Raw genomic sequence first — 14,331 nt, 5'->3', positions numbered from 1 at the left:
GTTATCCCGCCACTGCGGCCTGTATTTTCGCCTGGAAGTACGCAACCGATTGCTCGTGCCGCGGGCTGAGGGGGCCCGGCCGGTATCCGCCCGACTGGTAATTCTTGTGCGTATGCTCGCAGATCTCGAAATCTTCGCGCACGATGCCGCAGGTCGTGTCGATCGTGCGCCGGCGTTCGGCCTCGGTCGCTTCGGACGTATCGGCGAAATAGAAATCGTAGATGATTTCGGTGCGATCGACCGAAACCGGGTTGATCCGGCTGGTGTTCATGCCCCCTGGGAACGTCGACAGCGTCCAGTTCGGCCACATCCACAGCCATTTCCCGCCATAGATCGACCCGTCCTTTTGCGGCGAAGACATGCGCACCATGCCGTTCATCGCGACGGTTTCGAAATTCGGGAAATCGATGACTTTGTAGAATCCCGGATGGATGCCGGGGATATGATAGCCTTCGACGAAATTGTCGGTGTATATTTTCCAGTTGCTGTGCGCGTCGAAGCGATGTTCTTCGACTGCGGTATACGTTTCCAGCGGGAACTCGTCGATTTCAGCGGGCAGGTCGCCCAACTGGTCTGCCAGGCTGGATTCCGGGTCGATCGCGATGAACAGCAGTCCGCGCCATTGCGCCAGGTGCGCGCTTTCGAGCGGCCACTGCGACACTGCAAAGCCCGGATCTTCGCCAAACCAGGGCGCGCTTTTCAGGCTGCCGTCGCTGGCATAGACCCAGTTGTGATACGGGCAGCGCAAAGTCTTGCAGACACCCGCGCCCTCTTGCAGCAACCGCGCGCCGCGATGGCGACATACGTTGTGAAACGCGCGCAGCACGCCGTCTTCGCCGCGCAAGGCGAACAATTTCCACCCTGCGACATCGACCGCCAGGTAATCGCCCGGCCGCGCCAGCCGTGAAACCGGGCCGAGCATCTGCCACTGGCGGCGGAAAATCGCCTGCCGCTCGGTCTCGAAAATATCCGGATCGGCGTAATAGCGCGGCGCCAGATTGGTCAGCATCGGCTGTGGATGGTTCATGGTCGCGTCCCTGCGGCTTTGTATCGCCAGATAAGCACGATATCGCAGGGCCGTATAGCGTCGCCTTTGGCCTGCGCAGGGCCATCGTTGCACGGGCCAATGCGCGTTACATGTTGAACCTGATTAAATACGCGCGGCGCCTTGCCCGATGACGGTAGCAAAGGTTATCCAAGCATGTGAATTTTGGAGCGGCCTTATGCGCATAACGGACTGGACCCGCAAAATTGCCAGCAATTTGGGTGCCAAAGGCGCTCCGCAAATTCGTGCGAAAATGGCTGTTTCCGGGAAAGATCGGGGGCAAATTTCCGCTAGGGACGGATCATCAGGGGATACGCGCATGGAATTTTCGGACGGTGGCGCAGATGATGAACTGCAATTCTGGAAAGACGTCATCAAGAGGTATCGCAGTGGCGAGCTCGACTGGCTGAACGACAAATTTTCCGGCGCGGCGCGGCCTTCGGATATCATCCTGAACAACGTAAAGCCTTCGCAGGGTCCGATAAAAATCCTCGATGTCGGCTGCGGACCGTTCGGTACACTCGACCCTTGCGAAATCAACGGGCACCCTGTCGTCATCACGGGTATCGACCCGCTTGCTGCCGATTATCGGAAGCTGCTCGATGAATGCGGGCTGGTTCCGAAGATTGAATATCTGACCAGCACAGCCGAGGACATGGACCGGATTCTGCCGGCGGAAAGCTTCGACTTTGTCAACGCCGACAATTCGCTGGATCATTGCTATGACCCGGAGGCCAGCATTCGCAACATGCTCAAGGCGGTGAAGCCGGGCGGCATCGTGCGGATCAAGGTTTTTGTCAACGAGGGGGAATTCACCGGGTATTCGGGCTTTCATCAATGGAATTTCGATTGCCTGAAAGACCGGGTGATTGTCTGGAACCGGGACAAGATCTTTTTCGTCGACGATTTTCTCGATGGTTCCCCCTATGAAATCGTTCGTGATACGGAATTCACCAGCACCGACAATGTGCTTCGCGATGTCCTGGTCCTGCGAATCGTGAAAGTCGACAAGCGGTCACACACGTTCGAAAGCACCGACGAAACCGCAAGTGTCGCTTTCGTGCATCAAGTGAACGCGCTTGTGGTTGAAAAGCTTAAGAATTTTCACGATAACGCGAACATCTTTATTCACTGGCATGATAAGGATCCCGCGCGCAATCCACCGGTCAATGTCTCGATAGCTGCGCGCGGCAATGGCAGGCGGGTCGTCATTCGCGCGCCGAACGACCACCTTTCACATTGTGTGGTGGGTCAGTTCACCGCGGTGCGCGAAGGGGTTGATCTTTCGTTCAACAATCTGTGGCAGCAGTATGTAAAAATCGGCGACGTCTGACGCGGTGCCAACAGCTTCGCGACGTCAATAATCAAACGCGTACCAACCGCTGCCGTTGCAGGCGATGAACGCCTTGTTCGATCCGCCGCCAGCCGTGACATGCTGATGCCAGGCGGTGATGGCGGCGCTGGCGTCGGTGATATAGGCGATCGTCCCGGCGGCCGCGCTGTCGCAGGCGGGAAGCGCGGGAAACGTCGTCGGCGTGTACCGGACCAGCGGCGCAGTCACGCTGGCGTGGAAACTGACTGCGCCGGTCTGTGCGATCCTGCCGGCTTCGGATCCGGCAACGACAAAGCTGATGGTGTCGGGCGCGGGATTGCCGATGCCGGTCCTGCTGTTGTACCAGAAACCATAGATCGGCTCGGTCGAGGAAAATGCGCCGGTGGCCTCGATCTGCGCGCCGCCGCCGGTCGATCCGGCCACGTAGGCGCCGATTACGGTGCCGGGCGATGCGCGCGAAATCGACAGCGGCCAGGGCGGGCTTGTCGCGGCGGCATAGCTGGCGGGCGGGTTATAACCGAACGCCGCGCCGATGCCGAGATTGCCATTGCGCAGATAGGCGTTGGCATGGCTGTCGAGCAGCAGCGCCAGCGTGTTGTCGCTGATCCCCGAGCGGTCGGGGCCGCCCAGCCATATTGCCAGGTTGGTGGGAATATCACCGGCACGGACCGGCCCGTCGGCGGAAAAATCGAGCGTGCCGCTGGTGTTGTAGTGCGCGCCGTCCCAGCCGCTGCCCTGCAGTTCGCACGTGTTGTCGCCCGGCCGGATCGCCTTTCCGCCGGCGCCCTTGGTCGCCTGGCGGTTCTTGTAGCACCCATAAAACGCCGCACTGTTGTCGTCGGAAAATTCGAGCGCGGCGTAATTCCCGCCGAATTGTCCGGCGATACCCAGATTTTGCGCCGACGCCCATTGCAGCGATCCGTCGGTCAGGTGACGCGCAAGGACGACCGGTTCGCCCGGGGGAAGCGTCTGTGCGCAAAGTTTGGCGGGCAATGCGATGAGCACCAGCGCGCAACACAGCCGTGAAAGAATGGTGGCACGCAACACGGCTGTCCTTCGGGCCGGAAATATTGGTGCGCCCTGCTGGATTCGAACCAGCGACCACCGGCTTAGAAGGCTGGTGCTCTATCCAACTGAGCTAAGGGCGCGCCAACGCAGTCATAAGGGGTGAATGGGCCGGTTGCAAACGGGTCTTGGGGTTTGGACGGTTGGCAATCCTCATGCTTCCACTCGTTATTGGTGCCTTTCTCCCGCGCACCTGCGCTTTAGGGCTGTTGCGACGGCCCGAGATGCGCCATCTCTCGCGGGGGACAGGTTTGGGGGACATCATGACGACACGCCGTTTGCCTGCGATAGCCAGTGTGCTGGCGCTTGCCATGATCGGCACGGCCATGCCGGCGCGCGCGCAAGAGATCGGCCACGATCCCTTCGACGCCTGGCGTGGCGATCGTTCGACCGGCTGGGTCGGGCAGACGCGGTCCGAAGTCATGGCGCGCAATGGCATGGTCGCGACCAGTCAACCGCTGGCCGCCGAAGCCGGAATCGAGGTGCTGCACGCCGGCGGCAATGCGTTCGATGCGGCAGTGGCGACGGCGGCGGCGATCAATGTCGTGGAGCCCGAAGCATCCGGCATCGGCGGCGATGTCTTCGTGATTGCCTGGCTGGCCAAGGAGCATCGGCTGGTGGCGCTCGATGGCTCCGGCCGTGCGCCGCTGGCGGCGACGGCGGCGCGATATCGCGCGAAATATGGCGCCGAAGTGCCTGAGGCAGGCATTGATTCGGCGGTTGTGCCCGGCGCGGTCGATGGCTGGACGACATTGCTCGGCAAATACGGGCGGCTCGATCTGCGCGCGGTGCTGGCGCCCGCGATCCGCCTGGCGGATCAGGGTTTTCCGGTCAGCCAGCGGATTGGCACCGAATGGCAGATGAGCACCGATCTGCTGGCCAAGGACCCCGATACCGCCGCGATCTATCTCGATCATGCCAAACCGTGGGGCTGGGGGTCGATCTTCCGCAATCCCGATCTGGCCAAAACATTCCGCCTGCTGGGCGAGAACGGACGCGATGCGTTTTACAAGGGGCCGATTGCACAGGCGATCGTCGCCAAGTCGCAGAAACTGGGCGGGCTGTTCACGATGGCCGATTTCGACCAGATCCACGCGCGCTGGGTTCAGCCGCTCAGCACGACCTTCAACGGCTATACGATCCACGAAATGCCGCCGAGCACGCAAGGCTTTGCCGTGCTCGAAATCATGAACCTGATCGAGGAATGCCCGGCAAAGCTCGGGCTAAGCCGCGCGCAGATCAACCCGAAATCGGCCGATTTCTGGCATTTCATGGTCGAGGCCAAGAAAGTGGCCTATACCGACCTGATGAAATACAACGGCGATCCGGACTTCTCGAAAGTGCCCGCCGCGATGCTGTCGTCAAAGGCCTATGCTGCCAAAGCGTGCAGCCGGATCGATATGGCGCATGCCGCATCGCTTGCGCCGTCGGATGCCCCACTTGGGGGAACGGCCTATATCACCACCGCCGACAGCGAGGGCAATGTCGTCTCGTTCATCTACTCGGTCTACAATTTCTTCGGCTCGGGCGTGACGGTGCCGGGCTACGGCTTTCTGCTGAACGATCGCGGCGCGGCGTTTACATTGCAAAAAGGCAGCCCCAACGAAATCGCCCCGGGCAAGCGGCCGTTCTACACGATCATTCCCGGGTTCGTGACGAAAGACGACAAACCCTTCGCCGCCGTGGGTGTGATGTACGGCGATCAGCAGGCACAAGGGCAAGCGCAAGTGCTGACCAACATGCTGCTGTTCGGCGCCAATCCGCAGGCGGCGGGTGATGCCGCGCGGTTTGCGCATGCCCAGAGCACCAACCGGCTGCAACTAGAAAGCCAGCTGTTCGATGCGATCGGCGCCAATCTGAAAGCACGCGGGCATGATGTGCATTCGGCCAACGGGTTCGACATGGGCGGGTATCAGGCAATCATGGTGGACCCCAAGACCGGCGCGTATCGCGGCGCGTCGGACCCGCGCAAGGATGGCGAGGCGATCGGGTACTAAGGACAGATGCTAGGCGGTTGAACCTTGGGGGGAATTTGTTGTGAAAATTACCGTTATCATCGCGGTCTTGGCCATGCTTACGGTGCCAATCGCTGCAAATGCGCAGGATTCAGGGGCGCAGGAGGTCATAGTGACGGCACAACGTAGTCGTCAAGATGACTATTCGGCGAGTATGCCGGCGGTAGGATTGCGCCGAAGAGCTGATTATGCCGTGCAGGAAGTGACAATCACCGGCGATTCGCGCGAGGCCGCAGCGCGACAGGACGAAATTTATGGGATGCTGGCCAATGCTATCGCGGCCGCGCCACGCGCGGGTGTGACAATTGCAAGCGGTGATGCAACATTGCAGGCCGTCACGATGGCCAATTATCGCAACTTGTCGCTTGAAAAGGACAACCGACCCGACAGCCAGAAACTGACATTTTTGGTAAAGGCGCCGCTTTCCGCAAGTGCCGGCGCGCAAGCTGCGGAGGCTAAGATCGCCGGTTTTGTCAAAGCGGTCAAGCCTGTCGGCCGCGCTTTGATAGCGACTAACGACGATCTGACCTTTTCGGTCGTCGGGCCCGACCAGTATCGTACTGCCATCGCCGATATCATCGCCGCTGATGCCAAAATTTTGGCCGCAAAATTTGGTGACGGGTATGGTGTCGAAGTTGAAGGTTTAAATCGACCGGTCGAATGGGCGCGGTCCGGATTATCGGACGTGCTACTGTATATTCCGTATAAGCTGGTGGTGGTACCCAAGCATTGAATACAGGTTCGTGAACGCTTCGGCGATGCTGTCGGAGATACATTCCACACCATTGTTGGCCGACATGAGTGTTGGCGAGGTCGCTAAGTAGCTGGCCATGCGCACGCTCTTAGCATCGCTTCCGGTAATGCCGCCGCATTAGGGATCGATCGCGGCGATCGGGTACTAGACCCGTATCCGACCTTAAATCCGCCACCGCCAGGTTTTCATGGAACCGAATGGAGCGCTGGACCATTGGTGCTTTGACTAACTAGAGGTCGACACAGGGGATTTTGAATGTTCAAGGCAATAGCTGCAGCCGCTCTCGTAGCCGTATTGGCAACTTCCGCACCGGCTGATGCGCGGGTTTGTCGTAACAGCCATGGGCGGGTCTTTCATTGTCACCGGGTCTTGGCCCCGCGTATCAATTTTCACAAGAAGCATCCGATCAAGGTCACCCGTTGCCGCGGTCATGTTGGCCGCTTCAACAATTGCTGACGGTTTGATTGCGCTCGGGTGGGGAAAGTCTCCACCCGGGCAAAAACTGGCAAGTCCGCCATCACGATGGTCTGTTTACGCAAACACCTGGCATTCTTCGCGCAGCCAGGCGATGAACCGGGTGACCGCCAGATTGCCTATGCTGCGCGGGGGCATGACGACGTAATACGCGCCGTCTTCGGGCACAATCGTGAGTAACCCGGCCGAAACCAGTCGCCCCTCAGTGGTGAGATCGCTGGCGATCGAGCGCCAGCCGAGCATCACGCCTTGCCCGGACAGCGCGGCCTGTGTCGCCTGGACATAGTTATTGAACCGCAAATCGTTGCCGCTATCACGGGTCACGTCTGTGGTCTGGCAATATCCGGGCCAACTACGCCAGGACGCCGCGTCTACTTCAACATGGATCAGCGGCAGCCCATCGAGCGAATCTCGCACGATGAAATGCGACGCGAAAAATTCGGGGCTGACGACCGGCTCGATGCGTTCCTGGAACATATGGATAACGGTGCCATCGTGCCACCGGCCGTGGCCATAGCGGAACAGCACATCGGCGTGCGGCGCATCGGGTGCGGCATCATGCGGCGTTGTCATCACGCTGACCGCGATTTCGGGCCAGTTGGCACTGAACCTCGCCAGCCGGTGCATCAGCCAATACGTGGCAAACCCGATCGAGCAGGACAGGCGTAATGATCCGTCGCGGGCGGCTTTGATCCGGGCGATGTCTTCGAGCGCGGTGGCAATCAGGCCCAGGCCCTCGCGCGTCGCAACCAGCAGCAATTCGCCGCTTTCGGTCAGCACGAGCGGGCGGCGGTTGCGGTCGAACAGGCCCGCGCCAACCCACTGTTCCAGGTCGCGCAGCGATTTGCTGATCGCGGGTTGCGTGACATTGAGCGTGCGCGCGGCCAACGACAGGCTGCGATGGCGCGCCGCTGCTTCGAACACGCTCAGCAAACGCAATGGCGGGAGGGCACGTTCAGTCGCGATAGCCCGGGTCTTCGTCATCGAGCAGCGATTTCAGGTGAGCGAAATGTTCAAACGCCATGCCGCGATAAGCGTCCCAGCCTTGCGCGGTGTGTTCGGCGATCACGTCGGACATGACCGCCAGTGGTTTGCCCGTCGCATAGGCACGGAGCAGCGTTTCGGCGGCTTTCTCGACGAAATACAGGTTTTCGAAGGCTTCGGCGACAGTATCGGCAATGCAGGTCACGCCATGGTTGGCGGAAATCAGCGTGGGCGCGGTGGCCAGGTAGCCGGCGATACGCAGACCTTCGGCGTCATTGTCGGCAATGCCGCCGCATTCGTAATCAACCGCGTGGCGTCCGAAAAAGCGCGCGGTGTTCTGGTCGACAGGCAGCAGGCGTGGATCGGCAAGCGCCGATAGCGTGGTGATGGCGATCGGATGGCAATGCAGGATCACGCGCGCCGCCGGCACGCGCGCATGCGCGGCGCCATGGATGCACCAGGCCGAGGCATCGGGCGCGTCGGGGCGGTTCATCACATCGGCATCGTCGGTGTCGAGCACTTGCAGGTCGCTGGCGCGGATCGTGGCGAAAGGACGCCATTTGCGGTTCATCAAAAACCGCCGGCCGTCGCGCGACAAGGCGGCGCTGAAATGATTGCCGACAGATTCATGCCAGCCGAACCGCGCGGTCAGGCGAAAGGCAGCGGCCAGGTCGATGCGCAGCGCCACTTCGTCGATCAGATCTGCAACAGGCGCGTTCATGCTGAAAACCGTCCTTCTCCGGCAAGCTTGCGCCAGCGACTGCGCAATTCGCCGCGATCGGTATAAGTGCCGCGCATGTGGCGTTCGCCGCTTTCGGCGACGAAAGCGGCGCGCGCGTGCACAATGCGGTGGTTGTCGAACACGATGCATTCGCCCGCATTAAGGCGGAAGCGCATGACGAAACGCGGGTCCTGCAGCAGCCTGCCAAAGCGGCAGAATGCGGGGTAATAGGCATCGAGAAAACGCTGATCGTGGTCGAACACGTCAGCCATGTGCTGGCTCATCGTGACACCGGCGATGTCACCCTGATCGTCGAGTTCGATCACGCGCTGGCGCGCGCGCATGTCATAAGCATTGTGTTCGTTGTAGAACGGCACCAGCGTGTCGCACAGCAGGCGGAAATCCACCGGATGCGTGCGGCGCAATTCGGCGGCCGCTGCGGCGCCATCGACGAACAGGCTTTCGCCGCCGTTCACCGAATTGCGCCGGCAATGCAGGAACTGGACGCCGGGCGGCAGGTCTTCGGCCGGGACATCGGTGTGAAGCTCCAGCGCCTTGGCGGTGTAGGCCAGGTTGTCGGGGTCGGCATGAACGTTCACGTCGAAATACAGCCCGAAGAACGTCGGGCGCGGAAAGCCCAGCAGGTTTGCCGCCTGGGTCAGGCCTTCGTCGCTGTCGGGCATGCCGTCAAGCATCGCCACGCCATCGGTCAGCAAGGCGTGGACCCACGATTTGAATGCGGCGCGATCGGTGCTGACCGCCTCGAACGAATAGCGCGCCATTTTGGCGTAATGATTGCCGAACCAGTGTTTGCGCGGCAGGATCGCGGGGTCGTGGCGCGGTTTGGGGGTGGCATGGTCGGCCAGCCACGACAGCGGGTATGTCGAGCGGTGGCCGCCGTTGGCCCATTCGATGACCAGCGCGTCGTCGATGATGTGCGCGGTGGCCGGATGCGGCGCGGCGGGCTCGGCAAAGATGTCGTAGATGCGCTCGCGCGTTTCGGGGTCGAACGAGGTGGCGCAATTGTCGCGCAGCCAGTGGTAGTTGAAGTAATGGCGCGGGCCCTGATCAAGCGCGATTTCCAGCCCGGTGTCATGAAGGACGAGCGACTGGACGGAGGCGGCGAGCGTGGCCATTGCTGGGGGTCTTTCGGCTGGGATGTTGCCGCGAGTGTAGCGGTTCGCGCAGGGTGCTCAAGCCGGGAAAATATGATTGTGGTATAACTTCGGGGTTATAGTGGCGGGCTCTGATGGCCCCCAGAAATCGAGGCTTTGCCGCTTCCCTGTTTCCGGTTAGGTTTTTGCAATGAGCAAAACAGACCTGACGCAGATCGACGGCACCACCGGGGCGGGGCGCCATTTCCGCTATTTCGACTACATGATGGCGGCGTTTGTCGCGATCCTGCTGCTGTCGAACCTGATTGGCGCGGCCAAACTGGCGCATGTCGGTGGGTGGACGTTCGGCGCCGGGATCCTGTTTTTCCCGATTTCATATGTGCTCGGCGACGTGCTGACCGAAGTCTATGGCTATGCCAATGCGCGGCGGTGCGTGTGGGTGGGGTTTTTCGCGCTGCTGTTCATGGCGGTGATGAGCTTTGTCGTCGTCGCGATGCCGGCGTCGGCCGACTGGGGCTGCGCATCGAGCGGCGATCCGCGCTTTGCCGATATCGTGGCGAAAACGTCGAAAGGCGCGGTGTGCCAGGCGACGTATGACAGCGTGTTCGGCAGCACCTGGCGGATCGTCGCGGCATCGGTGATCGCGTTCTGGGCAGGCGAATTCGTCAATTCGTTCGTGCTGGCACGGATGAAAGTGCTGACCAGGGGGCGCTGGTTGTTTACGCGCACCTGGGGCTCGACGATTTTCGGACAGGCGGTCGATTCCGCGCTGTTTTATCCGATTGCGTTTCTGGGCACATGGACAACGGCGTCGGTGGTCACGGTGATGATCACCAACTGGGCCTTCAAGGTGCTGTGGGAAGTGCTGCTTACGCCGTTTACGTACTGGATCGTGGCGTTTTTGAAGCGCACCGAAGGTGTCGATGTGTATGATACGGACACCAACTTTTCCCCCTTCGCACGCAGGGGAAATGCGCCGTCCTGACCTTGTCGTCGCCCCGGACTTGATCCGGGGTCCCGCTTTCTTTGCGACGTTGCACAATCAGGCGGGTCTGGAGAAGGCAGCGGGACCCCGGGTCAAGCCCGGGGCGACGGCTGGGGTGAGGGTGCGTGCCGCTCAGCGATCGGCGATCAGCGCGATGACGAAATAGATCAGGATGGCCGAGCCGAAACCGGCGAGCGTGCCGATGACGAATGCGGCGCGGACCAGCATCGGGTTCCAGCCGAAATGCTGCGCGATGCCGGCGCACACGCCCAGGAATTTGCCATTGGCGCGGTCGAGGTGAAAGCGGGTGTCCATGACGGGGTTCTCCATTTTTGCTACGCCGATCAGGCGATGAACGGCGTGGCGCCGAGCGGCACGACGACGGTTGCGGCCATCATGCCGAACGACAGGGCGAAGGCGACGGCAAGGAATGCGAGATTTTTCATGATGGGATATCCTTCTTGATGGTGAACATGCCCGGCGGCTTGTCGGGGTTGTTCCAGTGTTTGCATGGGCCGTGCCAATTGGACAAAAGCGCGCATTGGCGCCGTTTTCGGTCACATGAATGGTGCGGTGCGCGGGAATTTGCGCCAATGGATCGCAAACCGCACCGATTGTTGGGGCGATTTGCACACCGAGCCATTTTGGCCGATCCGCGCCTTTGCCCTTGCGTTTCGAAAGGCGCGCGCTTATCTGCGCCACATACCCGACATTGTGAAAGCAAAGTCAGGCTGGCGCCAACCGGCACCGGCGCCAAACTGCATTTGCAGCGATGATCGGGCCCGCATTCAGGAGTGCCAATGACGGATATCGCGCGGATTATCGAGATTGTGGAGCCCCAGGCGCGTGCGCTGGGCTTTGATCTCGTGCGCGTGGCACTGTTTGGCAAGACTGAAGTGGGCGATGAAGAGCATACGCTGCAGATCATGGCCGAACGCCCCGAAACCGGGCAATTGCTGATCGAGGATTGTGCGGCGCTGTCGCGTGCGGTGTCGGACCAGATCGATATCCTGGAAGCCAAGGGCGACGAACTGATCGAGGGCGCCTATCGCTTGGAAGTCAGCTCGCCCGGCATCGACCGGCCGCTGACCCGGCCCAAGGATTACGCCGCGTGGATCGGCCATGAAGTGCGCATCGAACTGAGCGAGCTGATCGATACGCGCAAGCGGTTTCGCGGTGATCTCGTTGGCTTCGATGCCGACACAAACACGATTTCGGTCGAAGAGGATGCTGTGGTATATACCATGCCACTCAGCCTCGTCGCCCGTGCCAAGCTTGTCCTGACCGACAAGCTGATTGCCGCTTCACGGCCGATCGATATGACCGGCGCGGATACAGTTGTCGAGGAACAGGAAGACTAAGCCATGGCCAGTGCGATTTCTGCCAACCGCGCCGAGCTTCTCGCGATCGCGACTGCGGTCGCTACCGAGAAGATGATCGACAAAGCCATCGTCATCGAGGCGATGGAAGAAGCGATCCAGAAATCGGCGCGCAACCGGTATGGTGCCGAAAACGATATCCGCGCAAAGCTCGATCCGCGCAGCGGCGATCTGCGGCTGTGGCGCGTCGTCGAAGTGGTCGAAACGGTCGAGGATTATTTCAAGCAGGTCGACCTGAAGCAGGCCGAGAAGCTGCAGGCAGGCGCCGCGATCGGCGACTTCATCGTCGACCCGCTGCCGCCTGTCGATCTGGGCCGTATCGATGCGCAATCGGCCAAGCAGGTGATTTTCCAGAAAGTCCGCGATGCCGAGCGCGACCGGCAGTTCGAGGAATTCAAGGACCGCGGCAACGAAGTGATCACCGGCGTGATCAAGTCGGTCGAATTCGGCCATGTGATCGTCAACCTGGGCCGCGCCGAAGGTGTGATCCGCCGCGACCAGCAAATCCCGCGCGAAGTGCCGCGGGTGGGCGAGCGCGTCCGCGCGCTGATCATGAAAGTCGAGCGCACCAACCGTGGCCCGCAGATTTTTCTCAGCCGCGCGCATCCCGAATTCATGAAGAAGCTGTTTGCGCAGGAAGTGCCCGAAATCTACGATGGCATCATCGAGATCAAGGCCGCCGCACGCGACCCGGGCAGCCGTGCCAAGATCGGCGTGATCAGCCGTGACAGCTCGATCGACCCGGTCGGCGCGTGCGTCGGCATGAAGGGTAGCCGCGTCCAGGCCGTCGTGCAGGAATTGCAGGGCGAAAAGATCGACATCATCCCCTGGAGCGAAGACACCGCGACATTCGTGGTCAATGCGCTGCAGCCTGCAACGGTCAGCCGCGTGGTGATCGACGAGGAAGAAAGCCGCATCGAAGTCGTCGTACCCGATGACCAGTTGAGCCTGGCGATCGGGCGCCGTGGCCAGAACGTGCGCCTGGCTTCGTCGCTGACCGGGTCGGCGATCGACATCATGACCGAGGCAGAGTCTTCGGAAAAGCGCCAGAAGGAATTCACCGAGCGGTCCAAGACGTTCGAGGAAGAACTCGATGTCGACGAGACGCTGTCGCAGCTGCTGGTCGCCGAAGGTTTTTCCGAACTGGAAGAAGTCGCCTATATCGATATCAGCGAACTGTCGGGGATCGACGGGTTCGATGACGAACTGGCCGGCGAATTGCAGAACCGCGCGCTCGAAGCGCTGGAGCGCCGCGAAGAAGGCCAGCGCGAGGAACGCCGCGCGCTGGGTGTCGAGGATGCGCTGGCCGAAATCCCGCATATCACCGAAGCCATGCTGGTCGTGCTGGGCAAGGCCGGGATCAAGACGCTCGACGAACTGGCCGATCTGTCGACCGACGAACTGATCACGCGCAAGAAAGTGACCGAACAGCGCCGCCGTAGCAACACCGCCGAGCGGCCCGATCGCCGTGACCGGTCGGAACGCAGCGAAGACAAGGGTGGTGTGCTCGGCGAATTTGGTCTGAACGACGAACAGGGCAACGAAATCATCATGGCCGCCCGCGCGCACTGGTTCGAAGACGAACCTGCCGCGCCCGCGGCCTCTACCGGGGAGGCCGCCAATGCGGAATCCTCGCAATGACCCGCTGACGGTTAACCCGAGGGCACAGACCCCCGCTCCGGCTGAACACCGGGGCGAGGGCCGGGAAACTGCGCCGGGCGAAGTCATGCCCGAGCGTCCGCCGCTGCCGGTCAAGCCTGCCGCGCCCGAGCGCCGCTGTATCCTGACCGGGCGTCACGGCGCGCGGGACGGCCTTATCCGGTTGGCGATATCGCCCGATGGCGATGTCTTGCCCGATGTCCTGGCGCGTGCGCCGGGGCGCGGGGCGTGGATTGGCGTCACCCAAGTCGAGCTCGACCAGGCGATTGCCAAGGGCAAGCTGAAAGGCGCGTTGGCGCGTGCGTTCAAGGGCGCGCCGATGACCATTCCGGCCGATCTTGGCGCGCGCATCGAGGCGGCGTTGCGCCGCGCACTGACCGATCGGCTGGGCGTCGAACTGCGTTCGGGCGCGGTGCTGATGGGTACCGAAAAGATTGCGGCGGCCGCGCGCGCCGGCACGGTCAAGTTGCTGGCGCATGCCAGCGATGCGGGCGGCGATGGCGCGGGCAAGCTGGCGCAGGCCTGGCGCGTGGGCCAGGATGCCGAAGGCACCGGGATGAAAGGCATGATCTTGCCGCTGGACCGCGCGGCATTGTCTGTGGCATTGGGCCGCGACAATGTCGTTCATCTGGCGCTGATCAATGCCGCAGCCGCAGCGCGCGTAAGCGGGCTGCTGGCGCGATTGAATCACTTTCTCGGGTGTGTACCCACCCCGGATAACGAACCGCCGGATGACACGTCTGGCGCCAATCCGATTGGCGCTGGCGTTGACGACATGATTGATACGAAGGGCGAATGAGTT

General features: G+C 61.4%; 13 protein-coding genes and 1 tRNA gene. 7 read left to right on the top strand and 7 right to left on the bottom strand.

What is annotated here, in order from left to right; genetic code table 11:
- Nucleotide 1: 1 nt before the first annotated feature.
- A complete protein-coding gene (locus ACOOE2_RS11715) occupies nucleotides 2-1,027 on the bottom strand; it encodes an aromatic ring-hydroxylating oxygenase subunit alpha (protein ID WP_420383181.1) in 1,026 nt (341 codons plus the stop codon).
- Nucleotides 1,028-1,223: 196 nt separating this feature from the next.
- On the opposite strand from ACOOE2_RS11715, the gene ACOOE2_RS11710 reads away from it, so the two are divergent.
- Nucleotides 1,224-2,378 (top strand): class I SAM-dependent methyltransferase, encoded by a 1,155-nt coding sequence (locus ACOOE2_RS11710; RefSeq protein WP_420383180.1) that lies wholly within the window; start codon nucleotides 1,224-1,226, stop codon nucleotides 2,376-2,378.
- A gap of 24 nt (nucleotides 2,379-2,402) precedes the next feature.
- Here ACOOE2_RS11710 and ACOOE2_RS11705 read toward each other — a convergent pair whose 3' ends face one another.
- Both ACOOE2_RS11705 and ACOOE2_RS11700 read right to left on the bottom strand, forming a co-directional pair.
- Nucleotides 2,403-3,422 (bottom strand): hypothetical protein, encoded by a 1,020-nt coding sequence (locus ACOOE2_RS11705; protein WP_420383179.1) that lies wholly within the window; start codon nucleotides 3,420-3,422, stop codon nucleotides 2,403-2,405.
- A 27-nt stretch (nucleotides 3,423-3,449) separates the two neighbouring features.
- Nucleotides 3,450-3,526, bottom strand: a tRNA-Arg gene (locus tag ACOOE2_RS11700).
- Nucleotides 3,527-3,706: 180 nt separating this feature from the next.
- On the opposite strand from ACOOE2_RS11700, the gene ggt reads away from it, so the two are divergent.
- Entirely contained in the window at nucleotides 3,707-5,440 is a 1,734-nt protein-coding gene (ggt, locus tag ACOOE2_RS11695) for a gamma-glutamyltransferase (RefSeq protein WP_420383178.1), read from the top strand.
- Between the two features lie 40 nt (nucleotides 5,441-5,480).
- Complete coding sequence (locus tag ACOOE2_RS11690; protein WP_420383177.1) at nucleotides 5,481-6,191, top strand: TonB-dependent receptor; 711 nt, start codon at nucleotides 5,481-5,483, stop codon at nucleotides 6,189-6,191.
- A gap of 552 nt (nucleotides 6,192-6,743) precedes the next feature.
- On the opposite strand, the gene ACOOE2_RS11685 is transcribed toward ACOOE2_RS11690, so the two are convergent.
- The 3 genes from ACOOE2_RS11685 to ACOOE2_RS11675 are packed head-to-tail and all read right to left on the bottom strand — an operon-like array spanning nucleotide 6,744 to nucleotide 9,527.
- Nucleotides 6,744-7,625 carry a LysR substrate-binding domain-containing protein gene (locus tag ACOOE2_RS11685; RefSeq protein ID WP_420383176.1) on the bottom strand — a complete coding sequence of 294 codons (882 nt, stop codon included), beginning with the start codon at nucleotides 7,623-7,625 and terminating at the stop codon, nucleotides 6,744-6,746.
- 16 nt (nucleotides 7,626-7,641) lie between these two features.
- Nucleotides 7,642-8,391, bottom strand: a complete 750-nt coding sequence (locus ACOOE2_RS11680; protein WP_420383175.1) for a class II aldolase/adducin family protein — start codon at nucleotides 8,389-8,391, stop codon at nucleotides 7,642-7,644.
- Complete coding sequence (locus tag ACOOE2_RS11675) at nucleotides 8,388-9,527, bottom strand: TauD/TfdA family dioxygenase (protein ID WP_420383174.1); 1,140 nt, start codon at nucleotides 9,525-9,527, stop codon at nucleotides 8,388-8,390. Before ACOOE2_RS11675 ends, ACOOE2_RS11680 begins: the two co-directional genes overlap by 4 nt.
- A 169-nt stretch (nucleotides 9,528-9,696) precedes the next feature.
- On the opposite strand from ACOOE2_RS11675, the gene ACOOE2_RS11670 reads away from it, so the two are divergent.
- The gene (locus ACOOE2_RS11670; RefSeq protein WP_420383173.1) at nucleotides 9,697-10,491 is read left to right on the top strand and encodes a queuosine precursor transporter; all 795 of its coding nucleotides are present in this window, start codon (nucleotides 9,697-9,699) and stop codon (nucleotides 10,489-10,491) included.
- Between the two features lie 132 nt (nucleotides 10,492-10,623).
- Here the strand turns inward: ACOOE2_RS11670 and ACOOE2_RS11665 are convergent, their stop codons facing one another.
- Complete coding sequence (locus ACOOE2_RS11665) at nucleotides 10,624-10,806, bottom strand: PspC domain-containing protein (RefSeq protein ID WP_420383172.1); 183 nt, start codon at nucleotides 10,804-10,806, stop codon at nucleotides 10,624-10,626.
- 485 nt (nucleotides 10,807-11,291) lie between these two features.
- Between ACOOE2_RS11665 and rimP the strand changes: the two genes are divergently transcribed.
- From rimP to ACOOE2_RS11650, 3 genes are all read left to right on the top strand, one after another.
- Entirely contained in the window at nucleotides 11,292-11,852 is a 561-nt protein-coding gene (gene rimP / locus ACOOE2_RS11660; protein ID WP_420383171.1) for a ribosome maturation protein RimP, read from the top strand.
- A gap of 3 nt (nucleotides 11,853-11,855) precedes the next feature.
- On the top strand, nucleotides 11,856-13,511 hold the full coding sequence (gene nusA / locus ACOOE2_RS11655) for a transcription termination factor NusA (protein WP_420383170.1): 1,656 nt from the start codon (nucleotides 11,856-11,858) through the stop codon (nucleotides 13,509-13,511).
- Nucleotides 13,512-13,596: 85 nt separating this feature from the next.
- Nucleotides 13,597-14,328: a DUF448 domain-containing protein gene (locus tag ACOOE2_RS11650; RefSeq protein ID WP_420383169.1), complete on the top strand. Its 732-nt coding sequence runs from the start codon at nucleotides 13,597-13,599 to the stop codon at nucleotides 14,326-14,328.
- Nucleotides 14,329-14,331: the final 3 nt, after the last annotated feature.

This window comes from Novosphingobium sp., assembly GCF_965214355.1.
Taxonomy (GTDB): domain Bacteria; phylum Pseudomonadota; class Alphaproteobacteria; order Sphingomonadales; family Sphingomonadaceae; genus Novosphingobium.
This window is presented reverse-complemented; position numbering and strand designations above follow the sequence as displayed.